The following is a 24458-nucleotide window of genomic DNA, read 5'->3' on the forward strand; positions in this document are numbered from 1 at the left end:
GTACGGGAATGAACCGGCAGCAATCACGTTGCATTTGATGATGAAACTCTCAGTGCTCGATCTCATTCCCGTCCGATCGCGACAGTCCACCGCGCAAGCCCTTCATGCGACGACGACGCTCGCGCAGAAGGCTGACAGCCTTGGCTACACGCGCTACTGGGTTGCAGAGCATCACAATATGAAAGCTGTCGCGTCGACAAATCCCGCAGTGCTTATTGGACTGCTGGCGTCGCGCACGCAGAGAATCAAGGTCGGATCGGGTGGGGTGATGCTGCCCAACCACTCTCCGCTCGTCGTCGCCGAGCAGTTCGCGCTTCTCGAGGCCGCAGCGCCGGGGCGCATCGATCTCGGTATCGGCCGGGCACCGGGGAGCGATCCCGTGGTCACGGCTGTTCTGTCGCAGTCGGGCGCGACGAGCGACGTGAACCGCTTCCCGTCTCACGTGAGCGACATCATCGCCCTCCTCAGTGATGAGGGTGCGAATGTGGAGCTGACGAGCGGTAAAGAGTACGCGCTGCGATCCACGCCGAAGGCGGATTCCGCGCCACCGGTCTGGCTTCTGGGTTCGAGTGACTACTCAGCATCTCTCGCCGCCTCATTTGGACTCCCGTACGTGTTCGCGAACCACTTCGCCGGTACAGGAGCCGAGCGCGCACTCGACCTCTATCGCACAGGTTTTCGGCCATCGGCTTACGCAGAGGAGCCGGTGACGTTCATGACCGCGAACGCCGTCGTCGCCGAAACCGCCGACGAGGCATACGCCCAGGCCGTCCCTCAGCTTCTGCAGATGGCGCGCTTGCGCACGAACAAGCCCATGGGCGCCCTCGACACGATCGAGGAGGCGGCTGCTGCCGAAACGGACGCACTCACGCAAGAATTCATGCAGCAGTCGCTCAGCGGCTATATCATCGGCGACCCGAGCACTGCCGCGGCGAAAGCGCGCGCCCTCGCTGCTCAGCACGACGTCGACGAGCTCATGATCTCACCGGTCGCGGGAGCTCACGACGCGGATCCTCTGGATTCCGTCCCCGCTCGTGAACGGACACTGGAGCTTCTCGCCCGCGAGCTGCTCGAGCACTGACGCAACGCATCTTACGCGGAATCCGACTCGCGCACGCGCTCGATGAGCTCGCGCCATGTCGTTGTCAGCTCCGACTCGGCTAGCTGTGCTTCGAGGACGCAGGTCTGAGATGAGGTTAAGCAGCGGATGCGGTAGCGAAAACCGTCAGCTCCGGCTTCGCCCACGCGCAGCCCTCGTGCCCAATCGACGGTCTCGATGAGCGTTCTGAGGCGCGCGCCTTCGGGGCGCTCGTCAAGCTCTGCGCGCCATGAGCGGCGAACTCCCGCAACGCCGCCGGAACGTTCGACCACGATGCTGCGTGGGCTTGAATCCTGCTCGAGCGGCACGCTGTGCTCGGGTGTCACCTCGACACTCGTCCACGCATCGCGCACGGCCGCAGCTGTCCCTGCCCCGAAGAGCGCGCGTGCTGAGTCGATCGTCGCGGTCGCGAACTCGGCGAACGTTGCGTCGTGGGCGAGCGTGCCATGTGTGAGGGCGTCGTACCAGATTCGCCCGGCGACCTCCCACGCGTGACCGCCCAGCGTTGTCGCAAGAAGATAGAAGGCGTGATTGGGGATGCCGGAATTGATGTGCACGCCGCCGTCATCGTCGTCAGTCTCGACGTAGTCAGTCATTGTCGCCGGCTGCGGATCTTTGCCCAGCACGTCGTCGTCATACGCCGTGCCCGGCGCCTTGAGCGATCTCAGCGCGGTGCCGCGAACCTGATCGGTGAACAAGCCCTCGCCGACGAGCCAACTGGCGCCATCCGACGTCTCTTGCCGAGAGTACTGTTCAACAAGACAGCCGAAGACGTCAGAAACTGATTCGCTGAGAGCTCCTGACTGCCCGACGTACCGCAGCGCCGCCGTGTGGCCCGTCACGCCGTGAGTGAGCTCGTGCCCGATGACCGAAAGCGAGATCGTGAAGCGCCGGAACACCTCGCCGTCTCCGTCCCCGAAGACCATCTGCGTGCCGTTCCAGAACGCGTTGTCGTAGTCATTGCCGTAGTGAACCGTCGCGTGCAGCGGCATCCCTTGCCCATCGATCGATGAGCGAGAGAATGCCTCGTCGAAGAGTCGGTACGTGTCTCCGAGCCCTGAATAAGCCTCGTCAACGGCGGCGTCGCCCGTTGCCGGCTCTCCCTCTGATCGCGCGAGTGAGCCGGGAAGCTGCTCGTGCTCATGCCCGTCGTACACGGCTCGCTCGAGGCCCCCGTTAGGCTCAGCCGCGAGCACACGCTGCTGCCGAGATCCCGACGCCTCGATGGCCGCCCGTCGACCGGGCTCTTGTGCGTTGAGTGTTGCGCGCGCCGCTCGCGGGGCCGAACCGGGCCCCGTTGCGCGGGCGATGCGATCGAGGAGGAACGGAGGAACGACACCGCGCCGTTGAGACCTGGCCATGTCTCCATCGTCGCACCGCGTTCAGCAATGCGGAAGGGAACGGGAATACTGTGCAGAAGACGCCTGTTGTCGCTCATATCCATTCATTTGCATAGAAAATTCAGGAGCGCTCGATCATGCAGTTCGGAATCTTCAGCGTCGGCGACATCACTCAGGACCCGACAACGGGGCGAACGCCGACTGACGCGTCGCGGCTCAGCGACGTTCTCACCATTGCGCAGCATGCCGAAGATGTCGGTCTCGATGTCTTCGCGATGGGGGAGCACCACAACCCGCCGTTCTTCCCCTCGAGCCCTGTCGCGATCAACAGCTATCTCGCCGCGAAGACCTCACGCATCATCCTCTCGACGGCAACAACGTTGATCACGACGAACGACCCGGTGCGACTTGCCGAGGACTACGCGATGCTCCAGCATCTCTCGGGCGGGCGCATGGACCTCGTGCTGGGGAGGGGTAACACGGGCCCCGTATACCCCTGGTTCGGCGAGGACATCCGCCAGGGCATTCCGCTCGCCATCGAGAAGTACGGTCTCCTGCACAAGCTGTGGCGCGAAGAGTACGTCGACTGGGAGGGGCAGTTCCGAACACCGCTACAGGGGTTCCAATCGACGCCGAGGCCGCTCGACGGCGTGCCGCCGTTCGTGTGGCACGGCAGCATTCGCTCGCCTCAGATTGCCGAACAGGCGGCGTACTACGGCGACGGCTTCTTCGCGAATCACATCTTCTGGCCTGCATCGCACACTCAGCGCATGATCGGGCTCTATCGCCAGCGTTTCGAGCACTACGGGCACGGGTCGGCGGATCAGGCGATCGTGGGTCTGGGCGGTCAGGTGTTCATGCGCAAGAACTCGCAGGATGCTGTCAGAGAGTTCCGCCCCTACTTCGACAATGCCCCCGTGTACGGGCACGGTCCGAGCCTCGAGGAATTCACCTCGCAGACTCCGCTGACGGTCGGCAGCCCGCAGGAGGTGATCGACCGCACGCTGGGGTTCCGCGACTACGTCGGCGACTACCAGCGGCAGCTGTTCCTCATGGATCACGCGGGGCTGCCGCTCAAGACGGTTCTCGAACAGCTGGATCTGCTTGGCGAGGAGGTCGTGCCCGTGCTCCGCCGGGAGTTCGCACGCGTGCGTCCCTCTCACGTGCCCGAGGCGCCGACTCACGCTGCCCGGCTCGCTGCGGGGAATTCTCAGCAGCAGGAACCGGTTACACTGAGCGCGTCACCAGCAGGATCGGAGAACGAGTAATGACAACGCGCAAGCTCGCGGTTGTGACGTCGGGGCTCAGCACCCCGTCGTCGACACGAATGCTGGCGGACCGGCTCGCGGAGGCGACGAGGGAAAAGCTCGTCGCGACGGGTGCCGATGTGGACGTCACGACGATCGAAGTCCGCGACCTCGCGCATTCGATCACGAACAATATGCTCACGGGCTTTGCCGACGACGCGCTGCAGGGCGCGATCGACGCGGTGACGGGAGCAGATGGTCTCATCGCCGTCTCGCCCGTCTTCAAGACGAGTTACGCGGGACTGTTCAAGTCGTTCATCGACGTGATCGATAACACGGCGCTCACGGATCTCCCGGTCGTGGTCGGCGCAACAGGAGGTACCCCGAGGCACTCGCTCGCCCTCGACTTCGCGATGCGACCGCTCTTCACCTACATGCACTCCGTCGTCGTGCCGACGGGAGTGTATGCGGCGAGCGACGACTGGGGCGCCGGTGCAGAAACGGTGAAGGCCCTGCCCGAGCGAATCGACAGAGCGGCGCGCGAACTGGCGGCGCTCATGGAACATTCAACGCGCTCAGAGAACGTCGTGGATCCCTTCGCACTCGATGAGAACTTCGACCAGCTGCTCGGAGGCTTCCAAGGCAACTGACCTTCTCGCGCAGAACGAGGGCGGACGAATCGGCACGTCGATTCATCCGCCCTCGCGGCGTGTTCTGCGGTGCTCAGCCGGTCTTGCGCCGGAAGTCGCGCTGATGATCAGCGCGCCCCTGCGCGTGGTCGACAGGTGAATTGTCGCGCAGATGGTCGTCGCCGTCGATCGGCCCCTTCTGCTGGTTGTTCTTGCGGTCGAGCGCCTCTCGGAACTTGCGCTTGACGTCTTCTGGCGGTCCCTGTGGTGTTGAATCGTCGGAGCTCATCGTCCTCCTCGCATGCAGCGGCGATGATCGCCGCAGGTTTACCGGTTCGACTCAGACTAGGCGACAGCGTGCGCGACCACCAGAGCAGGAGCAGCGACGGCCGTGCGACACAATAGAGGGATGCTGCGCAGGCGAACTCTCTTCGGTGTCCTGACGCTTGTCTACGCGATGTTCATCGCAGCGATAACGCTGACACCCGAACCGTTCGGCGACGGCGTTGAAGGCACGATCGACCGGGCGCTCCAGGCCCTTTCGCAGCATCCGCTGACCTCGTGGATCACGTACACCCTCGTGGAGTTCGTGGCGAACATTGGAATGCTCGTGCCGTTCGGCCTGTTCGTTGCGCTGTGCGCAGGCCGACGACTTTGGTGGGTCGGCGCCGTTGCGAGCCTCGCGTACACCGTCTTCATCGAGTCGTTTCAGGCGCTCGTGCTGTCGGCGACGCGTTACGCGACCATCAGCGATGTCATCGCAAACAGCGTCGGCGGCCTTGTGGGAGCGCTTGTCGTGTACCTGGCGGCAACCGCGACCGATGCCCGAACTCGCCGTCGTTCAGCCTCCTCCACGAGCGGCACGTGACTGTCGAGGGTTCTGCTAACATTGTTCAGTTGCCGTATACCGGCCGCGGATAAAGAGAGCTCGCACAACGGGTGACGGGCACCGCGCAACGACAGGAAGGGGATCGATTCTATGGCACTTGATGCAGAGACCAAGAAGGCGATCATCGAAGAGTACGCAACCCACCCCGGTGACACTGGATCCCCTGAGGTCCAGATTGCCGTGATGACCGAGCGCATCAAGGGGCTCACCGAGCACCTGAAGGATCACAAGCACGACCACCACTCGCGTCGTGGTCTGCTCCTTCTCGTCGGTCAGCGTCGTCGCATGCTGGGCTACCTGTCCGATGTTGACATCAACCGCTACCGCAAGCTCATCGAGCGTCTTGGTTTGCGCCGATAAGCGTATATCGCACTTCTTCCAGACGGCCGTCACCTTTTGGTGGCGGCCGTTTGACGTAGGCTGACTGTCGGAAACATTGAGTGAAAGGACGTCACATGAGCCGTGCGCTCAAGCTGATTCTCGCGATCGTCATTTTCATCGTCGCGATCGTGATCGTCTGGAACGTGATCGGTGCCCTCTTCCACGTTGCCGTTTTCCTCATCAAGGCGCTCTTCGCGATCATCATCGCGGCGATTGTCGTCGGTATCTTCTATTTCGCCGTGCGGAGTCGTGATTGAGCGACAACGTCGTCGTCAAGCAGGACGCCGCGGCACCAACCGGATTCTTCGAGGCGGAGGCCGCGGGGCTGCGCTGGCTCAGCGCGGCGAACGGGGTTCGCTGTGCTGAGGTTGAGGGAGTGTCGCCGGGCAGAATCGAGCTGCGCCGCATCATCGAGACGTCTCCAAGCAGAGCTGCGGCCCGTCGATTCGGAACAGAGCTGGCTGTCACGCATGATGCCGGCGCCGCCTCGTTCGGCGCTCCGCCCGACGGCTGGGACGGGCCGCTCTTCATCGGCAGCCGAAGAATGCCCTCCGAGACGTCAGAGCACTGGGGCGACTTCTACGCGAGCGCGCGCGTTCTGCCGTTTCTCGATGTCGCCGAGCGCGCCGGCAACCTCACCGGGGCAGAGCGTGAAACGGTTGAGGCCGCGTGTGAGGTGATCTCTCGCGGCGCATTCGACGACGGCGAGACGCCAGCGCGCATTCACGGAGACTTGTGGAACGGAAACGTGCTGTGGGCAGAGCACGGCGTGGTTCTCATCGATCCCGCCGCCCACGGCGGACATCGGGAGACTGATCTCGCGATGCTCGCTCTCTTCGGGTGTCCGAATCTCGCTGATGTTCGTGAAGGCTATGAAGCCACGCATCCGCTCATGCCGGGGTGGGAGGAGCGCATCCCCGTTCACCAGCTGCATCCTCTCGCCGTGCACGCTGCGGGACACGGGCGCGGGTACGGCGTGGAGCTGGCACGTGCTGCGCGCGCTGTGCTTCAGCTCGGCTGATTCACCGTTCGGCGTCGTCAGACTTCGGTGGCACAGTCGGGACGCTCTCGGTCTTCGGTCGCTTCGATCCCGTTGGGTCGGTGCGGCTCGGCCCCGCAGGGAGACGATCGTCGCGCGTGAAGAGCCAGTGCGGTTTTGGCTCAATGAGCGGGCGGAAGAACCGGCGAACTGGGGACGTCGACAACAGAACCGCGAGCAGAAAGCTCACGGCAATCATGACGGGCAGCAGGAAGTCAGCGAGTGCCTCGTGCTTGAGAAGCCCAGATTCGCGGATCGGATAGAGCGCGAAGCTGTGCAGCAGATAGACGTACATCGTCGCTTGACCGAACCCAGTGAACATGTTGTGACGGCGGGGAATCAGCGCAAGGAACGCGACGATCAGCACGGCATTCAGAGCAATCACTGCAAGACGCACGGCGCCTGCCCACCACGCGTCTTGACCGAGCCCGTCGTACGACTGGTCGTAGAAGAACCAGTACCGCAGGTCGATCGCACGCCAGACGTCGATGAAGGTCCAGACCGCTGCCGTCCACACGGCGAACACTGCGAGCGCGGCGAGGCGGAGCCACCAGGGAGTGTGCGCATCAAGCTTCAGGCGGGTGACGAGGTCCCACTTCTTCACGCGCCAGCCGAGCACGAAAAACGGCAGAATGCCGAACAGCCGCGCCAGCGAGAACGTGCTGTCGACGTTATCGAGGTAGCCGACACCGACCGAGAACACGATGGCCCAGAAGAGCGGCCAGCGAACGAGTGCAAGGTACGGCAGCACGAGACGGAAGATCGCGAGAGCGAGAAGAAACCACAGGGTCCACGACGGCTTCGTGGGATTAAGCGTCTCGTCACCTTCGGCGAAGAACTTGACGACCGTCCAGATCGTCTCCATGAAGACATACGGAAGAACGATGTCGGTGATCACGCGCTTCATCTGCCTGATCGACGGAGGACCGGACTTCGAGAAGTAGCCGCTGATGAACGCGAACGCCGGCATGTGGAACGAATAGATCACGAGATACACCGTGAGCGCAGCATCCGAGTCGCCAACGAGCCTTTGGATGCCGTGGCCCACGACGACCAGCACGATGCACGCGAACCGAGCGTTGTCCCACAGGGGCACACGCTTGCTGCGAGTCGGAACGGATCCGGTTTCGGGTGCACTCGGCATGATTGTCCTTTGCGATCAGGGGGCGGAGGGGCGGCGAGCATCGTCATCGGTGAAGCGGTCACGTGTGCTCGGTGGAAGCTCGGGAAGCCACCACAGCACCGATCCCCAGAGGAGGATGGCGAGGACGACAGTCGAGAGCGTCGTGAGAGTCGGGAAGGGAGTGTCGGTGACGCGGGTGGCGATCCAGACGGGGGCGGATCCCGCCAGCGCGGAAAGCATGCTCGTCGCGAGAGGATTGGCGAGAAGACCGCGCATCGTCGGCGCTGCCCTCAGCCATCCGACCGTGAGCAAGGCGGAGACAACGGCTCCCGTGAGCACCACAGTGACAGGCGTCGTCCACCGATGGCTGAGTTGCAAGGGGCCGAGAACCGCGGGGGCGGCAATGACGCTCGCTGCCCACGCGGCAAAGACGCTGATGCTCAGCACGTAGTGTCTCCCCGGCGACGGTGACGGAGAAAGCGAGCGCGCCCGTGAACAGCCTGCGACGATTGCGGCAGCCACGGAGAGAATCCACCACGTGGCATCGAGCCCGCGAAGCGCCACGGTAGCTGACCCAGCAGCCGCCGTAACACTCGCGAGAACGCACAGAACGGCACCCTGCGCCCGCGCGCTCCTGCGAAGCATGACCATGTCGGGAATCGTGTCGCGGGGCAGCGGAATCGATACGTGATGCAAGCGCCGGATGACGTGCCGCCACCGTTTCGAGGCGTTGATGAACCCCGCGCACGCCGCCGCGATAATCACCGCCGAGATGACGTGGGCCGGCCACGTCATCGAGAGTTCAGTGGGCCCGATCAGCCCGTTGAGACCGGCGATGACCGCGGCGGCCAGCCCGACCGTCGCCCCGATCAGGGCAGCGCGCACCGGTATCGCCGCGGCGGGCAGACCGACGGCGAACGGGCGAGCGAGTGCCACGAGAACGCGTCCGATCGGACCCACCGATCTCGTGAGAGCGCGCGATGCCACGCGAAGGCTGCGCGAGGCGATGGCGAGACGATACTGACCCGCGAGGTTGTTCAGCGTGTCGCCGCCGAACTCGAAGGCGTCACGGATCTCCTGCGTCGTTCGAGGCTTCTCGGCGGTGTCAGAAAGCGGAGCATCGTCTGAGGCGGCGAGTTCAGCGAAGAGCGACGACTGAACCTCGTCGACGTCGTCGGGTACGGCGCGGCGCGAGGAAGGGGAGCTTGTTGACCGTTCTGCAAGGATCCGCACGATCGCCGCGGCAGCGTCGAGCCGTCCCCACCACCAGTCGTTTGCTCTCCACTTTCTGCTGAGGAAGCCGCCGAAATTGAACAAAAGCGAGCCGGAGAGTTTGTCATCTGACGACAGGGACGGAGCGTGAAAGAGGCGCTCTGTCGTCTCATCAGTGACGTCTGCGGGATCGAGAGAGAGGGCGATTCGGGCTCGACGCCTCTGGCGCCGACGTATGAGAGCACCGAACTGCTCAGGGTGCGCGGGTGGCTCATCTGCCGTGAGACGATCAAACGTCAGCGAGCTGATCGGCTCAGGGATTCCGCGCGGGGCGAGAAACGGCGCGAGGTCGCGCGCACCGGCGTCTTTGCGGGGGAAGGCGCTGAATGGGCTGTGCGCCCACGTCTCATCTGCTTCGGCGGGCGGAGACGCGTTGCGGAGCATCGTGACGACGTCGTCGAGCTGTCGCCAGAGTGCATCGACGTCGGCGTTGCCCTGCGCCTCGATCCAGGCATCGATGGCGCGCTGAGCAATTCTCGGCCGTGCTTCACCCGCGTCGAGCACGCGAACTGTCGATGCATCGCGCAGGTCGGTTGCTCGACCGAGCACCGTATAGAGCCTGAGCCGAATGTCGGCGACGGGCGGGTCGGAGCGCCGGAGAGCGGGCGGCAGCTGCTCGATCGCGCGCACCCAGGACAAGCCGCACAGGGCGGCGTCGAGTGCGGCCTGGGGCCCGCAAGCAATGGCGCGGATACCGGGCGATGTCAGACGAGGCTGGTCAGACACTCGCGAATAGCGGTCGTCGGCGACGCGCTCAAGATCCTCGCGGTCTCCGGCATCCCATGGAGCCCATACGGAGCGTGAGTCGAGATTTGCGGAGCTCTGCCAGGCCGACGGGTCGGTCGTGACAGCGCTGAGATGCTCCACGTCTGCAGAGGCTCGATACCTGACATATGCACGCGTGGCAGCATCCCGATCGAATCCGGCTGCTGTACGAGCCGCGGCATAAGCGTCGCCCCTGGCAATCTCGCGGAGCAATGCCAAGCGGAACCGTTCAATGCGAGCGATCTCCTCGGAGCCGGGCTCGCGCTCCTCGGCTGACCAGCTGTCTGCTCTGAGCACGTTGAGGATGCGCGATTGTCTGTCCGAAAAGCGCCGCAGCACAGAGAGCGGTCCGCGAGCGGGCTCGGGCGGACCATAGTGCGTGGGGCGGATCGTGCGCGGAGAAGGAGCCAGCGGGCTCGGATCGAGATAGAGCACAAGGCGCGACGACCGCGTCGTCGACGCGGACCGTCGAGCGGCCTTGAACGCCTGGTCGATGGGCACCTCGTCGAGGATGCTGCCATCAATCACGCGAAACGGATGATTCCACGTCGGCCGATGTCCGCTGAACGCGTATGACATGTCGATGTGCGTTTCGTCGCCTTCGACCCGTTCGTCTGGACGCTTCGTCTTCGAGAAGATGAGCGCAGGTTCGAACGCTCCCGGGTACGAGGACGTTGACCGCGCGGCGTAGGAGAGGCGCGCGAGGTCGACGCCGTCGCCGATCTCGCGTGGAATGCCCCGGCCGGCTTCGGAGCCTTCGTCAGTTTCGTCCCCGACGAAATGAAAGTAACCGCGACTGTCGCGCGCACCGGGCACGCTCCTGTCCGCGCTGTCGATGACTGTTGCCGCGAGGTCAATGCTCACACGAGGCGCTCGGTGCCCGTGGTTTCGAGGAACATCGTCAGCTGTATGCAGATCGTGAAGAGCGCGAGTGACGCGCGGCCAGAAGTAGTAATCCCCGCGCAGCAGGGAGTCGACGCGGCCGAAGCCTGGCGGCTGCAGGAGCTGCCGGATGTCCGCGGCATCCTGCCATGTCTCGAGAAGAGTGTTGACGCTCGCGCCCGCTCGCTGCGCGACGGCATAGACGACGGCGTTGAGGCCGCCCGCGCTTGCCCCAGCAAGCACGTCGATCTCAACGGCGTCAAGGCCGGCGTCCGCGAGAAGGCGCGCATACACGCGCGCTCTCGCGATCTCGGGCGCGTCGAGCGAGGGCGGGTCGGTTCCCGACGGGGGAGTGTAGAAGCCGTCCCATCCGTCTGACGTTCGGCGAAGACTCACGCGCCGGGCAACATCGAGTTCTGCGATGGCCCCGCCGATCCAGACGGCAAGGCTGACGCCGCCCCGCAGGGCAAGGGCGACCCGCAGGACGTGCCCGTTCGGGCCGGCACCGACTCCGTCGGGCGACTGAAGGCTGAGGGATGCTGGAGAACCGATGCCGAGGGCGACGATGTATTGCGACGAATCCGTCATTACCGCCCCTCCGTTCTCGGTGAGTCCACGCTAGCGCTCGCCGCCGGCGGCGTGCCAGAGCGGGAGAATACGGGCTCTGAACAGGCGACTCTGATAGCATCGTGCTTAATCGATCGATTGATCGATATGCAAGAACGGAGCAGGCCGGCAGGAAGCTGGTCCTCGGTGGTGGATTTCTCTCAGCGGCAGGGTGAGAGCGATTTTCTACTGGAGATCAGCCATGACGACCTCGACTGTGGTCATGAGTATGTACTGCCTGTTCTGCTCCGTGAACGTCGGGCGTGCGCGCCCGCGGACACATAAGGAGAGTGACCTTGGAAGGTCCAGAAATCACTGCTGCCGAGGCCGTCCTCGACAACGGACGCTTTGGAAAGCGCACCGTGCGGTTCGAGACCGGCCGTCTCGCCCAGCAGGCACAAGGCTCCGTCGCCGCCTATCTCGACGACGAAACAATGCTTCTCTCGGCGACCTCTGCAGGCAAGCATCCGAAAGACAACTTCGACTTCTTCCCGCTCACGGTGGACGTCGAGGAGCGCAGCTACGCCGCGGGAAAGATTCCCGGATCGTTCTTCCGTCGCGAGGGTCGCCCCTCGACCGACGCGATTCTGGTGTGCCGGCTAATCGACCGGCCTCTGCGCCCGTCGTTCGTTGACGGTCTCCGCAATGAGGTGCAGATCGTCGTGACGGTTCTGTCGATTGCGCCTGGCGAGTTCTATGACGCTCTCGCCATCAACGCAGCATCCGCCTCGACCCAGATCTCGGGACTCCCGTTCTCTGGCCCGATCGCCGGCGTGCGCCTCGCGCTCATTCCAGGCAATGGGCAGAACGAGGACCAGTGGGTTGCGTTCCCGAACGCTGAGCAGGTCGAGCAGGCCGTCTTCGACCTCATGGTCGCCGGTCGCGTCGTGACGAACGACGACGGCACCGAAGACGTCGCGATCATGATGGTTGAAGCTGAGGCCACAGAGCACAGCTTCGATCTGATCAAGGCTGGTGCCGTCAAGCCGAACGAGGAGATCGTCGCGGCGGGGCTGGAAGCGGCAAAGCCCTTCATCGCCGAACTCGTGCGCGCACAGGCCGAGATGGCATCGCACGCGGCCAAGGAAGTTCAGGACTACCCGGTGTTCCTGCCCTACACCGACGAGGTCTTCGCGGCTGTGGATGCACTCGCGGCCGAGGAACTCACGTCTGTGTACCAGATCGCTGACAAGCTCGAGCGTCAGAATGCCGACGATGCTCTCAAGGAGCGCGTCAAGGAGCAGATCGCGGCAAAGGCCGAATCCGGCGAACTTCCGGCGGATGCGGCCAACCAGGTGTCCGGCGCGTACAAGGCGCTCACCAAGCGCATCGTCCGCGGCCGCATTCTCACCGAGGGCGTTCGCATCGACGGGCGCGGACTCGCCGACATCCGCCCGCTCGACGCGGAGGTGCAGGTCATTCCGCGTGTTCACGGCTCGGCGATCTTCCAGCGCGGTGAAACCCAGATCATGGGCGTCACCACGCTCAACATGCTGAAGATGGAGCAGCAGATCGACTCGCTGTCTCCGCAGACGCACAAGCGGTACATGCACCACTACAACTTCCCGCCGTACTCGACGGGTGAGACGGGGCGCGTCGGATCGCCCAAGCGCCGCGAGATCGGCCACGGCTTCCTTGCGGAGCGCGCTCTCGCGCCGGTGCTGCCGAGTCGCGAGGAGTTCCCGTACGCGATCCGCCAGGTCTCTGAGGCTCTGGGATCGAACGGTTCGACGTCGATGGGATCCGTGTGCGCCTCGACGCTCTCGCTGCTCAACGCGGGTGTTCCGCTCAAGGCGCCCGTCGCGGGCATCGCCATGGGTCTTGTCTCCGACGAGGTCGACGGTCAGACCCGCTATGCAGCGCTGACCGACATTCTCGGCGCCGAAGACGCACTGGGCGACATGGACTTCAAGGTTGCGGGTACGAGCGAGTACGTGACCGCGATCCAGCTGGACACCAAGCTCGACGGCATTCCCGCGTCGGTGCTTGCCGCCGCACTTACGCAGGCGAAGGATGCACGCACGCAGATCCTGCAGGTTCTGAACGCCGCCATCGACACGCCAGACGAGATGGCTCCGACGGCCCCGCGCGTGATCAGCGTGCAGATTCCCGTCGACAAGATCGGTGAGCTCATCGGTCCGAAGGGCAAGACCATCAACGGAATCCAGGACGAGACGGGAGCCGACATCTCGATCGAAGACGACGGCACCGTCTTCATCGGCGCCGTCGATGGCCCCTCGGCCGAGGCCGCGCGTGCTCAGGTCAACGCGATCGCGAACCCGACGAACCCGGAGGTCGGCGACCAGTTCCTCGGAACCGTCGTCAAGATCGCCGCGTTCGGAGCGTTCATTTCGCTGCTTCCGGGCAAGGACGGCCTTCTGCACATCTCTGAGGTGCGCAAGCTGGCCGGAGGCAAGCGCGTGGGTGCTGTTGAAGACGTGCTGAGCGTCGGCCAGAAGATCCTCGTCGAGGTCACGAAGGTCGACGACAGGGGCAAGCTGTCGCTTCAGCCCGTCATCGCTGATGAGGATGCTGCATCGGGCAGCGAATCCGAGTCAGACGAAAGCTGATCGATTCTCGACGCAGAATGGCTCGTCCCGCACCGCGGGGCGAGCCATTCTGCGTCTGTGAGCCGCGTGCGAGTCTCGTTGAGAGCTGACGCTGGGTGACGTAGTCTCGAGGTAATCCGGCAACGAGGCCGGGGCTGCTCGGTGAGCCACAAGCGAACCGCGCGGAACACGAGAGAAAGACGCGTGTCACAGTGTCCACAACACATGGTCCGACGATGCTCCTCACACACTCAGGGGAGTATGTCCAATTGCTCACGCCGCGCGGAGAGCGCGTGGATGCGCCCGGGTTCGACCCCTGGGTCGCCGATATTGACGCGGAAGAGCTGCGTTCCCTCTACGACGACATGGTGATCAGCCGTCGTCTCGACACCGAGGCGACAGCGCTGCAGCGACAGGGCGAGATCGGTCTCTGGCCGCCGCTGCTCGGACAAGAGGCCGCTCAGGTCGGTTCTGCCCGCGCACTGCGCGACAGCGACTTCGTGTTCGGCAGCTATCGCGAGAACGCCGTCGCCTACTGCCGGGGCGTCGACCTCACGACGATGATCTCCGTCTGGCGAGGAAACGCCAATGCCGGGTGGAATCCGTACGACATCAACATGGCAGCACCAGCCATCATCATCGGCGCTCAGAGCCTCCACGCCGTCGGCTACGCCATGGGATGCGACTTCGACGGCTCCGACGACATCTCCATCGCCTACTTCGGTGACGGTGCGACCAGCCAGGGCGATGTGAACGAGGCGATGGTCTTCGCCGCGAGCTACAAGGCTCCCGTCATCTTCTTCTGTCAGAACAATCAGTACGCCATCTCCGAACCCGTGGGGGTGCAGACGACGAAGCCGATCGCCGACCGAGCACCCGGGTTCGGCATCCCCAGCATCCGCGTCGACGGAAATGATGTTCTCGCCGTGTATGCCGCGACCGCCATCGCCGCGGACCGAGCGCGGTCGGGTAACGGGCCGACGTACATCGAAGCGGTGACGTATCGCATGGGAGCGCACACGACGAGCGATGATCCGACGCGGTATCGAACAGAAAGCGAGCTTGACGAGTGGCGGGAGAAGGATCCCCTCGACCGGGTCAAGCACTACCTGACGAGCATGGGTGCTCTCGATGCCGACCAGTCCGCACAGATCGATGAGCATGCAGATCGGGTCGCGAGAGAGCTCCGCGCGGCGATTCGAGCCCTGCCGGAGCCAGAGCCGCTATCGTTCTTCGACACCGTTTTCGCTGAGCCCAACGCTCACCTCGCGAGACAGCGCAGCCAGCATGCCGCGTACCTCGCGTCGTTCGACGGGGGTGAGAGCTGATGCCCGAACAGCAGACCGCAGGCACGAGTGAGAGCGTGACGACGCTCACGATGTCGAAGGCGATCAACGAGGGATTGCGACGCTCGCTCCGAGACGACGAGAAGGTCGTGATCATGGGGGAGGACATCGGGGAGCTCGGAGGCGTTTTCCGCGTGACCGATGGCCTCAAGTCTGAGTTCGGACCGTCGCGCGTGATCGATACACCGCTGGCAGAAGCCGGGATCATCGGAACCGCCGTCGGACTCGCCTACCGCGGATACCGCCCGGTATGCGAGATCCAATTCGACGGCTTCATCTACCCGGGGTTCGACCAGATCGTCGCGCAGGTCGCGAAGCTGCACGCACGAACGCGAGGCGACGTGCGCATGCCGCTCACGATCCGCGTGCCGTTCGGGGGAGGCATCGGCTCCGTTGAACACCACTCGGAGTCGCCGGAAGCATATTTCGCACACACGGCCGGACTGCGCGTGATCAGCTGCTCGAACCCGCAAGACGCGTACTCCATGCTGCGCGAGGCGATCGCGAGCGACGACCCTGTCATGTTCTTCGAGCCGAAGCGCCGCTACTGGATGAAGGGAGACGTCGACCTCGAGCTCGCCTCCGAGACGCGTATGGACCGCGCGCGCGTGCTGACGAGCGGAAACGATGTCACGCTCGTCGCCTATGGGCCGCTTGTTCCCACGGCCCTCGATGTCGCTGCCGCAGCAGCCGATGACGGCGTGTCGGTTGAAGTCATCGATCTGCGCTCGCTGCAGCCCGTGGACTTCGACGCTGTCGCCGCGTCGGTGCGCGTTACCGGGCGTCTCGTTGTTGCTCACGAGGCGCAGCGCTTTGGCGGCATGGGCGCTGAGATCGCGGCGACGATCACGGAGCGGTGCTTCGAGTATCTGGAGGCAGCACCCGAACGCGTCACAGGATTCGACACGCCGTACCCACCCGCTGCATTCGAGGACCATTTTCTGCCCGACCTCGATCGCATTCTGGATGCTGTCGACCGCGCGATGGGCCGCAGAAACTCTCTGAGCGACTGGAGGTTCGACGGATGAGCGTCAAGGACTTTCTGCTGCCCGACCTCGGTGAGGGGTTGACCGAGTCGGAGATTGCCAGTTGGAAGATCGCCGAAGGCGACACAGTGAGCGTGAATCAGGTGATCGCCGAGATCGAGACGGCCAAGGCCCTTGTGGAGCTGCCGTCGCCGTTCGACGGGACGATCCGCACGCTCTACGCCGAAGAAGGGGCGACCGTGCAGGTCGGCGAGCCCCTCATCGCATTCGAACTCGACGGCGACGATGATGAACCTGGTGACGCACCGCCGGAACGCGAACCTGTGCTCGTCGGGTACGGACCGAAGAAGGAGCGCAGCGCAGCGCCGCGACGCAGACGACGTTCGTGGGAGGGCGAAAAGACGCAAGCACCCGATCAGCGTCCGGATGCCTCTGCTGCGCCCGCATCCACGACCGAAGCACCTGCCTCCGATGCGCCCGAGACGCCGAATCGTCCTGAGCGCCCCCGAACGACGCCGCCCGTGCGCATTTTCGCGCGGGAGATCGGCGTCGACCTGACAGAGATCGAGGGAACCGGGTCTGACGGCCTCATCACTCGCTCCGACGTGCAGCGTGCCGCGCACGCAGCGCAGCCCGAAGCCAGGCAGAGCGTGCGGGAGACAGCGCCCGAGCGAGGCGAAGTGCGCACTCCGATCAAGGGGGTGCGCAAGGCGACCGCCGCGGCGATGGCGTCGTCTGCCTTCACGGCGCCGCACGCGAGCGAATTCATCACGATCGACGTCACGCGCACGGGCGAGCTTGTCGCACGTCTGCGGACGCAGCATCCCGATACCCGCATCACGATCATGACGATCGTGTCGCAGGCGATGCTGCTGGCCGCAAAGCGCACGCCGTCGGTGAACGCCCACTGGGATGACGAGGCTCAGGAGATCGTCGAGTACGGCTACGTGAATCTGGGTGTGGCAGCGGCGACGCAGCGCGGCCTCGTGGTCCCGGTGGTGAAGGATGCTGACACGTTGGGGCTTCTCGAGCTCGCGGACGCCATCTCGGCACTCGTATCGACTGCTCGCGACGGCCGTACGCAGCCGGAAGACATGAGCGGCGGCACGATGACGCTCACGAACGTGGGAGTGTTCGGGGTAGACGCGGGAACGCCGATTCTCACGCCGGGACAGTCGTCGATTCTCGCGGCAGGCGCGGTGCGTCGTCGCCCGTGGGAATACGACGGCGAGATCGCGCTGCGCGACGTCATGACCCTGAGCCTGTCGTTCGATCACCGCATCGTCGATGGCGAGCAGGCATCCCGCTTTCTCGTCGACGTGTCGCGCGTGCTGGAGGACCCGGGCACGGCACTCACTCTGCTCTGACTGAGCCGCCCGCGAGGCAGACCGGGTGTGTCTCGCGGGCGTCAGCTCGTGAGCGCGGCGTAGCTCATTCGCTCGAGAAGCGCGCGCAGCCGATCCGCGCTCGCGGTGCCTCGGCGACGCACCGTGTAGGGAGTCGAGTTCATGAGGCCGAAAGCTGCGTGGGCTCGAACGCGCAGTTCAGTGACATCGGCGTCGGGAGTAAGTCGCTTGAGAAGGTTCACCCAGAGCTCGACGTAACGGCGCTGCAACAGTCGCACCGAATGTGCATCGTCGGGAAGCAGGGCGCTGCGGTCTCGGTCGTGCACGCGGATCACGTCGGTGTTGCGGATCGCGAAGTCGACGTGGAACTCGATGAGCGCGCGAAGCGCGAGGTCGCCCTCGGGTGCCCTCTCGGTCTCAGCCGTTCCGCCTTCGAACAGCGCCGTGCTGACTCCGATGAGTAGTTCAGCGAGGACGGCCTGTTTGCTGGGGAAGTGGCGATAGACGGCGGGCCCGGAAACTCCGACTGCTGTGCCAAGGTCTTCCATCGAGACCCCGTTGAATCCGTGTTGGGAGAACAGCGCGGCCGCGGCATCCAGGAGGGACCTCCGGCGCTCGTTCTTTGCGTCGCTGCGCCCCTTGACCCTCTCCGACATCGCCCGGCCTCCTTTGGCTGTGTGCGGCCACTGGACAGTTCAGTTATTGAATACTAACCTAACGGCAGGTGGGTTAATATCCACTAACTGAACGAGGTCATCGTCGACCGCAGGGGAGCCATGCATACTCTGACCACAGCAATCGACTCGTCGTCTGACGGGGCGCGGCGCAATGCTTCCGTGCAGCTGTCACTCGTGGAGGAACTCACCGAACGACTGGAAACCGCGCGCAGGGGTGGCAGCGAACGTGCGAGAACGCGACACACCGACCGCGGAAAGCTGCTGCCGCGTGACCGCATCGATCGCCTGCTCGACGAAGGGAGTCCATTTCTTGATGTAGCTCCCCTCGCCGGTGACGACCTCTACGACGATGAGACACCCGGCGCGGGAGTCGTCGCGGGCATCGGCGTCGTTCACGGGCGGCACGTCATGGTGATCTGCAACGACGCGACGGTCAAGGGCGGCACCTACTACCCGATGACCGTGAAAAAGCACTTGCGGGCGCAGGAGATCGCCCAGCAGAACAGACTCCCGTGCATCAGTCTCGTCGATTCCGGGGGAGCATTCCTGCCCATGCAGGACGAGGTCTTCCCCGATCGAGATCATTTCGGGCGCATCTTCTTCAATCAGGCCCGCATGTCGGCAGAAGGGATCCCGCAAATCGCTGCCGTGCTCGGATCATGCACGGCTGGCGGTGCATACGTTCCCGCGATGAGCGACGAGACCGTGATCGTGCGCAACCAGGGCACGATCTTTCTCGGCGGTCCTCCGCTCGTGAAAGCGGCGACAGGAGAGGTCGTCTCTGCTGAAGAGCTGGGCGGCGGGCTCACCCATTCGCGCATCAGTGGCGTGACGGACCACCTCGCCGAAGACGACGATGATGCACTCCGCATTGTCCGGGACATTGTGAGCACCCTTCCGCCGAACCCTCCGCCGGCGTGGGCGATCGGCGCGAGCTCGGAGCCGGCCGTCGACCCAGAATCGATGTACGACGTCATTCCCGGTGACCTGCACGAGTCGTATGACGTGCGGGAGGTTATCGCGCGTCTCGTCGATGGGAGCGAGTTCCACGAGTTCAAACGCGAGTACGGTGAGACGCTGGTCACCGGATTCTCCAGCATCCACGGGCACCCCGTCGGCATTGTCGCCAACAACGGCGTGCTGTTCTCGGAGTCGGCGCTTAAGGGGACGCACTTCATCGAGCTGTGCGATCAGCGCGGCATACCGCTGCTGTTCCTGCAGAACATCTCAGGATTCATGGTCGGACGCGAGTACGAGGCCGGCGGCATCGCCAAACACGGCGCAAAGATGGTGACGGCTGTGGCGACGACTCGCGTTCCCAAGCTCACCGTCGTCATCGGAGGGTCCTTCGGCGCCGGCAACTACTCGATGTGCGGACGTGCGTATTCTCCTCGATTCCTCTGGATGTGGCCCGCCGCGCGGATCTCCGTGATGGGCGGCCAGCAGGCTTCAGAGGTTCTGGCTACGGTCAAGCGCGACGGAATGGCTGCGCAGGGGCTGGACTGGAGCGCCGACGACGAAGCCGCCTTCCGGGCGCCGATCCGTGAGCAGTACGAGAAGCAGGGCAACCCGTACTACTCGACGGCTCGGCTGTGGGACGACGGCATCATCGACCCGGCGCAGACGCGCACTGTTCTCGGGCTCGCCCTCGACGTGTGCGCCCGCACCCCGCTCGACGACACCGGCTTCGGCCTTTTCAGGATGTGACGATGTTCCAGACAGTACTGATCGCGAACAGAGGCGAGATCGCGGTGCGCATCATACGCACGCTGCGTCGCCTCGGCATTCGCTCTGTTGCCGTGTACAGCGACGCGGACGCGCAGGCACCGCACGTCCGCGCGGCCGACGTCGCTCTGCGAATTGGTCCTGCGCGAGCCGCCGAGAGCTATCTCAACATCGACCGCGTGATTGACGCCGCTGTTCGTTCGGGAGCTGAAGCGATCCATCCCGGCTATGGATTTCTCTCGGAGAACGCCGGTTTCGCTGCTGCCTGCGCGGCCGCCGGGCTGACATACATCGGGCCAGACCCGCGTGCGACCGAGATCATGGGCGACAAGATCAGCGCGAAGCAGCGCGTTGAGGCTGATGGCGTCGCCGGCATTCCCGGCCGTGCCGAACCGGGAATGACCGATGAGCAACTCATTTCTGCCGCAGACGAGATCGGGTACCCCGTGCTTGTGAAGCCGTCGGCGGGCGGTGGCGGCAAAGGAATGATCGACGTGCATCGCCGCGACGATGTGCCGGACGCCGTCGCGACGGCCCGGCGCATCGCGAGAGCCGCGTTCGGAGACGACACACTTTTTCTCGAAAAGCTCATCACCTCGCCGCGGCACATCGAGGTGCAGATACTCGCCGACACTCGGGGAAACGTGATCCACCTCGGCGAACGCGAGTGCTCACTTCAGCGACGACACCAGAAGGTGATCGAGGAAGCGCCGTCATCTCTTCTCGACACCGACACTCGAGCGCGCATCGGCGCCGCCGCGTGCGATGTCGCTCGGAGTGTCGACTACACCGGTGCGGGAACGGTGGAGTTTCTCGTTTCGGCTGACGCGCCAGAGGAATTTTTCTTCATGGAGATGAACACGAGGCTGCAGGTCGAGCATCCCGTGACCGAGCAAGTGACCGGCATCGACCTCGTCGAGCAGCAGCTTCTCATTGCGGCGGGGGAGCCGCTCTCGATAGCGCAAGACGACGTGACGTTCACCGGTCATGCGGTTGAAGCGCGCCTCTATGCTGAAGACGCGCAGTTTCTGCCGCAGGCGGGCACCGTCGAATACGTGTCGTTTCCCGACGATGTCCGCGTCGACAGCGGAATCGCGGCGGGGACGACGGTCAGTGCCGATTACGATCCCATGCTGGCAAAGATCATCGCGCACGACTCGACGAGGGGCGGCGCCCTCCAGCGACTCGGCCGAGCGCTTGACGCAACAGTCGTCTTCGGTGTCACGACAAACACCTCGTTTTTGCGCGACCTTGTCGATGATGGCTCCGTTCGCCGCGGAACGATGGACACGACGACGATCGATAGGCGCGTTGTCGGTGCAGCGAGCGCCGCTGTGCCCGAGCGCGTCTGGCTGACAGCGGCGCTCGCTGCACACGATGCGCGATGGAACAATGCGGGCAGAACACCGTGGGCGTCCCCGAGTGGCTGGCGCCTTGGCGCTCCTCCGCGCGCAATCGAGACGCGCATGCGCCATGGCGACGACGAGCGGCGAATCGCGGTCTCGGGTCGCCCGGAGAACGCGTGCGTCGACGGCCAGCTCGCGGCGGTCCGAGGCTCCGGACATCACCGACTGGTCACCGTTGACGGAGAGACGGTGCCCGCGACGATCCTGCGAGCACATGCCGACATCTGGGTGCACGATGGCCAGATGTCGCGGTGCTTTCACCTCGTCGAACGTGACAGCGCGCGTGAGACGCGTCGCCACGCCGATGCGAGCGAGCCCGAGCTGCGATCGCCCATGCCCGGGACCGTCGTCGCGGTTCCCGTCGCGCCGGGAGACAACGTCGACGCCGGCGATACCGTCCTCGTCATCGAGGCGATGAAGATGGAGCACCGGATCACCGCTCCCGCTGCGGGGACCGTGACTCTTGCAGCATCCCTGAACCAGACGGTGGCGAAGGACGCCATCGTCGCGACAATCGCTGCCGCCGACCCAGCGGTCAGCGCTGAGCCGTCCCACGAGGACGCACGACACAGAGGAGACGACGCGTGAATATCGAACTCGACGAGGAGCACGTTGACCTTGTCAACACGGTGAGGGAGTTCGCGGATACCGTGATCGCCCCCGCCGCGTACAGCTACGACACCGAGCGGCGGCTGCCGATGGAGATCGTTGCTCAGATGGGCGACATGGGCCTGTTCGGGCTGCCGTTCCCGCGCGAGTTCGGCGGCCAGGGGAAGGACTATCTGTCACTCTGTCTCGCCGTGGAGCAGCTCTCGCGCGTCGACCAGTCCATCGGCGTCACGCTCGAGGCAGGCATCGGGCTTGGGGCTATGCCCGTGTACCGCTTCGGCACCGATGCGCAGCGTGAGCGCTTTCTGCCCCAGCTGACATCGGGAAAGGCGCTCGCCGCATTCGGTCTCACCGAGGCAGAGGCCGGGTCGGATGCTGGAGCGACGAAAACCACGGCGGAGGTTGTCGACGGCGAATGGGTCATCAACGGGACCAAGCAGTTCATCACGAACTCGGGGACGCCCATCACCCGGCTGATCACGGTGACGGCGGTGACCGGGCATCGCACCTCGTCACGGGGCGCAACGGTTCCGGAACTCTCATCGATTCTCGTTCCGACGCCGGCAGACGGGCTGAGCGTTCACCCGGCCTACGACAAGCTGGGCTGGCATACCTCCGATACCCACCCGCTCACGTTCGACGACGTTCGCGTTCCTGAAGAGAACCTCCTCGGCGAGCGGGGACGGGGCTTCGCGAACTTCCTCTCGATTCTCGACGAAGGCCGCGTCGCCTTTGCGGCGCTGTGCACCGGTGCCGCCCAAGGATGCCTCGAACAGGCGATCTTCTACGCGAAGAAGCGCAACGTCTTCGGAAGCGCCATCGGCTCAAATCAGCACATCGCGTTCATGATCGCGCGCATGGAGCAGCGCGTGCACGCCGCGCGGCTGTCGTACTACCACGCATGCGCGCTCCTCATGGCCGGTCGTCCGTTCAAGAAGGAAGCCTCGCTCGCCAAGCTCACCGCCAGCGAGGCCGCGATGGCCAACGCGCGGGACGCGAGCCAGATCTGGGGAGGGTACGGCTTTCTCAACGAGAATGCGGTCGGCCGGCACTACCGCGACTCGAAGGTCCTCGAGATCGGCGAAGGCACGACAGAAGTTCAGCTCATGATCATCGCTCGCGAGCTGGGGCTCGTAGAATAGGAAGCGGAGGCGGCAATGGAGCGGCGAGTCGAAGAGCAGCGTGGACTCTTCTTCGAGGAGTTCGACGAAGCGGTGTGCTATCAACACCGCCCAGGGCGTACGATCACCGAAGCCGACAATGTGCTGTTCACAACGCTCAGCATGAACACGCAATCGCTGCACCTCGACGCCGCGTGGAGTGCTGCGCAGCCATTCGGCGAGCGACTCGTCAACTCGATGCTGACGCTCTCCACACTCGTGGGCCTTTCCGTCGCTCAACTCACCCAGGGGACGATCGTGGCCAACCTGGGCTTCGAAAAGATCGCGTTCCCATCGCCCATGCATCACGGCGACACGTTGTACGCCGACACAATCGTCACCGCCAAACGTCACTCGAGGTCGCGTCCGGGTCAGGGAATCGTGACGCTCGAGCACACGGGACGCAATCAGAAGGACGAGGTTGTCGCGACCGCCGTTCGCAGCACCCTCGTGTGGTGCAAAGGAGCGCAACCATGACGTTTCGAATGGGGCCGTCTCTCCTGTTCTGCCCTGCAGACCGGCCTGAGAGATTTCAGAAGGCGGCCGATCGCGCCGACGCGGTCATCCTTGACCTTGAGGATGGAGTCGACCCTGAAGCGAGAGCGCACGCGCGAGAGGCGCTTCAGGCGAGTTCGCTCGATCCGGCTACGACGATCGTTCGCGTGAATCCGGCAGACACCGCGGATTTTCTCCACGATCTTGAGGCGCTGCGATCGACCGCCTACCGCACGGTGATGCTGTCGAAAACTGAACGGGTCGATCATGTCGAGCGCCTGACGGGATACAAAGTGATCGCGCTGTGCGAGACGGCTGGCGGCATCATGATCGCCGAGAAGCTCGCGCAGATGTCGACGATTGTGGGTCTCATGTGGGGTGCAGAAGACCTCATCGCCTCGCTCGGAGGAAGTACGAGCAGGCGGTCTGACGGGCGCTACCGCGACGTCGCAGCACATGCCCGCTCGCGCGTGCTGCTCGCCGCAGGGTCCGCGGGCAAGGCGGCAATCGACGCCGTGCACCTCGATATCGACGACAGGGCAGGTCTCGAGACTGAGGTCGAGGATGCTGTCGCGTGCGGGTTCGCCGCTACGGCGTGTATTCACCCGAGCCAAGTGCCCGTCATCAGAGAGGGATATCGGCCGGTTCCCTCCCAGGTCGAGTGGGCTCAGGCTGTTCTCGATGTGGCACGCGGCAGAACCGGCGCATTCCGGTTCCGGGGGCAGATGGTCGACACTCCCGTCATCCGTCACGCGGAGCAGGTTCTTCGGCGTGCCCACGCGGGGTGAACGTCTCGAAAGCGTCACGACTCGTCACAGAAGGCCAGCCGCGCTCACGACCAGCTCCGCTGTGACGTAAGGTCAAGAAACGGTATCGGGGGATGCCGC

The 24458-nt window shown here is 64.4% G+C and carries 21 protein-coding genes and 1 pseudogene; 16 read left to right on the forward strand and 6 right to left on the reverse strand.

Annotated elements, in window-relative coordinates; translation table 11 throughout:
- Nucleotides 1-37 precede the first annotated feature (37 nt).
- Nucleotides 38-1081: an LLM class flavin-dependent oxidoreductase gene (locus ATJ78_RS09660; protein ID WP_098407406.1), complete on the forward strand. Its 1044-nt coding sequence runs from the start codon at nucleotides 38-40 to the stop codon at nucleotides 1079-1081.
- Between the two features lie 11 nt (nucleotides 1082-1092).
- Here the strand turns inward: ATJ78_RS09660 and ATJ78_RS16230 are convergent, their stop codons facing one another.
- Together ATJ78_RS16230 and ATJ78_RS09665 are read right to left on the reverse strand one after the other, a co-directional pair.
- Nucleotides 1093-1425: a protealysin inhibitor emfourin gene (locus ATJ78_RS16230; protein WP_342744809.1), complete on the reverse strand. Its 333-nt coding sequence runs from the start codon at nucleotides 1423-1425 to the stop codon at nucleotides 1093-1095.
- Nucleotides 1423-2460 (reverse strand): annotated as a pseudogene (locus ATJ78_RS09665) (M4 family metallopeptidase); the annotation flags it as partial. The gene ATJ78_RS16230 and the pseudogene ATJ78_RS09665, both read right to left, overlap by 3 nt.
- Nucleotides 2461-2576: 116 nt before the next feature.
- On the opposite strand from ATJ78_RS09665, the gene ATJ78_RS09670 reads away from it, so the two are divergent.
- The gene (locus ATJ78_RS09670; RefSeq protein WP_098407408.1) at nucleotides 2577-3707 is read left to right on the forward strand and encodes an LLM class flavin-dependent oxidoreductase; all 1131 of its coding nucleotides are present in this window, start codon (nucleotides 2577-2579) and stop codon (nucleotides 3705-3707) included.
- The gene (locus ATJ78_RS09675) at nucleotides 3707-4336 is read left to right on the forward strand and encodes an FMN reductase (RefSeq protein ID WP_098407409.1); all 630 of its coding nucleotides are present in this window, start codon (nucleotides 3707-3709) and stop codon (nucleotides 4334-4336) included. The genes ATJ78_RS09670 and ATJ78_RS09675 overlap by 1 nt, the downstream gene beginning before the upstream one ends.
- A gap of 73 nt (nucleotides 4337-4409) precedes the next feature.
- On the opposite strand, the gene ATJ78_RS09680 is transcribed toward ATJ78_RS09675, so the two are convergent.
- Nucleotides 4410-4604, reverse strand: a complete 195-nt coding sequence (locus ATJ78_RS09680) for a DUF5302 domain-containing protein (protein ID WP_098407410.1) — start codon at nucleotides 4602-4604, stop codon at nucleotides 4410-4412.
- Between the two features lie 102 nt (nucleotides 4605-4706).
- Here ATJ78_RS09680 and ATJ78_RS09685 point away from each other — a divergent pair, with 102 nt between their 5' ends.
- From ATJ78_RS09685 to ATJ78_RS09700, 4 genes are all read left to right on the forward strand, one after another.
- The gene (locus ATJ78_RS09685) at nucleotides 4707-5183 is read left to right on the forward strand and encodes a VanZ family protein (protein WP_143741399.1); all 477 of its coding nucleotides are present in this window, start codon (nucleotides 4707-4709) and stop codon (nucleotides 5181-5183) included.
- Nucleotides 5184-5294: 111 nt separating this feature from the next.
- Complete coding sequence (rpsO, locus tag ATJ78_RS09690) at nucleotides 5295-5564, forward strand: 30S ribosomal protein S15 (protein ID WP_098407412.1); 270 nt, start codon at nucleotides 5295-5297, stop codon at nucleotides 5562-5564.
- 95 nt (nucleotides 5565-5659) lie between these two features.
- Nucleotides 5660-5842: a hypothetical protein gene (locus ATJ78_RS09695; protein ID WP_098407413.1), complete on the forward strand. Its 183-nt coding sequence runs from the start codon at nucleotides 5660-5662 to the stop codon at nucleotides 5840-5842.
- Nucleotides 5839-6606 (forward strand): fructosamine kinase family protein, encoded by a 768-nt coding sequence (locus tag ATJ78_RS09700; RefSeq protein ID WP_098407414.1) that lies wholly within the window; start codon nucleotides 5839-5841, stop codon nucleotides 6604-6606. The genes ATJ78_RS09695 and ATJ78_RS09700 overlap by 4 nt, the downstream gene beginning before the upstream one ends.
- A gap of 1 nt (nucleotide 6607) precedes the next feature.
- Here ATJ78_RS09700 and ATJ78_RS09705 read toward each other — a convergent pair whose 3' ends face one another.
- Together ATJ78_RS09705 and ATJ78_RS09710 are read right to left on the reverse strand one after the other, a co-directional pair.
- Nucleotides 6608-7768 carry an acyltransferase family protein gene (locus tag ATJ78_RS09705; RefSeq protein ID WP_098407415.1) on the reverse strand — a complete coding sequence of 387 codons (1161 nt, stop codon included), beginning with the start codon at nucleotides 7766-7768 and terminating at the stop codon, nucleotides 6608-6610.
- A gap of 15 nt (nucleotides 7769-7783) precedes the next feature.
- Complete coding sequence (locus tag ATJ78_RS09710) at nucleotides 7784-11254, reverse strand: DUF3376 domain-containing protein (protein ID WP_098407416.1); 3471 nt, start codon at nucleotides 11252-11254, stop codon at nucleotides 7784-7786.
- Nucleotides 11255-11568: 314 nt separating this feature from the next.
- Here ATJ78_RS09710 and ATJ78_RS09715 point away from each other — a divergent pair, with 314 nt between their 5' ends.
- From ATJ78_RS09715 to ATJ78_RS09730, 4 genes are all read left to right on the forward strand, one after another.
- Nucleotides 11569-13842, forward strand: a complete 2274-nt coding sequence (locus tag ATJ78_RS09715) for a polyribonucleotide nucleotidyltransferase (RefSeq protein WP_098407417.1) — start codon at nucleotides 11569-11571, stop codon at nucleotides 13840-13842.
- 215 nt (nucleotides 13843-14057) lie between these two features.
- Nucleotides 14058-15149 carry a pyruvate dehydrogenase (acetyl-transferring) E1 component subunit alpha gene (gene pdhA / locus ATJ78_RS09720; protein WP_098409309.1) on the forward strand — a complete coding sequence of 364 codons (1092 nt, stop codon included), beginning with the start codon at nucleotides 14058-14060 and terminating at the stop codon, nucleotides 15147-15149.
- Nucleotides 15150-15184: 35 nt separating this feature from the next.
- Nucleotides 15185-16195: an alpha-ketoacid dehydrogenase subunit beta gene (locus ATJ78_RS09725; protein WP_098409310.1), complete on the forward strand. Its 1011-nt coding sequence runs from the start codon at nucleotides 15185-15187 to the stop codon at nucleotides 16193-16195.
- On the forward strand, nucleotides 16192-17520 hold the full coding sequence (locus ATJ78_RS09730; protein ID WP_098407418.1) for a dihydrolipoamide acetyltransferase family protein: 1329 nt from the start codon (nucleotides 16192-16194) through the stop codon (nucleotides 17518-17520). Before ATJ78_RS09725 ends, ATJ78_RS09730 begins: the two co-directional genes overlap by 4 nt.
- Before the next feature lie 41 nt (nucleotides 17521-17561).
- On the opposite strand, the gene ATJ78_RS09735 is transcribed toward ATJ78_RS09730, so the two are convergent.
- A complete protein-coding gene (locus ATJ78_RS09735) occupies nucleotides 17562-18155 on the reverse strand; it encodes a TetR/AcrR family transcriptional regulator (protein ID WP_098407419.1) in 594 nt (197 codons plus the stop codon).
- Nucleotides 18156-18275: 120 nt separating this feature from the next.
- On the opposite strand from ATJ78_RS09735, the gene ATJ78_RS09740 reads away from it, so the two are divergent.
- Genes ATJ78_RS09740 through ATJ78_RS09760 form a run of 5 tightly spaced genes read left to right on the forward strand, consistent with a single transcriptional unit; the run spans nucleotide 18276 to nucleotide 24359 of the window.
- On the forward strand, nucleotides 18276-19883 hold the full coding sequence (locus tag ATJ78_RS09740) for a carboxyl transferase domain-containing protein (protein ID WP_098407420.1): 1608 nt from the start codon (nucleotides 18276-18278) through the stop codon (nucleotides 19881-19883).
- A gap of 2 nt (nucleotides 19884-19885) precedes the next feature.
- On the forward strand, nucleotides 19886-21895 hold the full coding sequence (locus ATJ78_RS09745; RefSeq protein ID WP_098407421.1) for an acetyl/propionyl/methylcrotonyl-CoA carboxylase subunit alpha: 2010 nt from the start codon (nucleotides 19886-19888) through the stop codon (nucleotides 21893-21895).
- Nucleotides 21892-23058, forward strand: a complete 1167-nt coding sequence (locus ATJ78_RS09750; RefSeq protein WP_098407422.1) for an acyl-CoA dehydrogenase family protein — start codon at nucleotides 21892-21894, stop codon at nucleotides 23056-23058. Before ATJ78_RS09745 ends, ATJ78_RS09750 begins: the two co-directional genes overlap by 4 nt.
- Before the next feature lie 15 nt (nucleotides 23059-23073).
- The gene (locus tag ATJ78_RS09755) at nucleotides 23074-23553 is read left to right on the forward strand and encodes a MaoC family dehydratase (protein ID WP_098407423.1); all 480 of its coding nucleotides are present in this window, start codon (nucleotides 23074-23076) and stop codon (nucleotides 23551-23553) included.
- Nucleotides 23550-24359 (forward strand): HpcH/HpaI aldolase/citrate lyase family protein, encoded by an 810-nt coding sequence (locus ATJ78_RS09760; RefSeq protein WP_098407424.1) that lies wholly within the window; start codon nucleotides 23550-23552, stop codon nucleotides 24357-24359. Before ATJ78_RS09755 ends, ATJ78_RS09760 begins: the two co-directional genes overlap by 4 nt.
- Nucleotides 24360-24458 lie beyond the last annotated feature (99 nt).

The organism is Paramicrobacterium agarici (genome assembly GCF_002563955.1).
Classification (GTDB): domain Bacteria; phylum Actinomycetota; class Actinomycetes; order Actinomycetales; family Microbacteriaceae; genus Paramicrobacterium; species Paramicrobacterium agarici.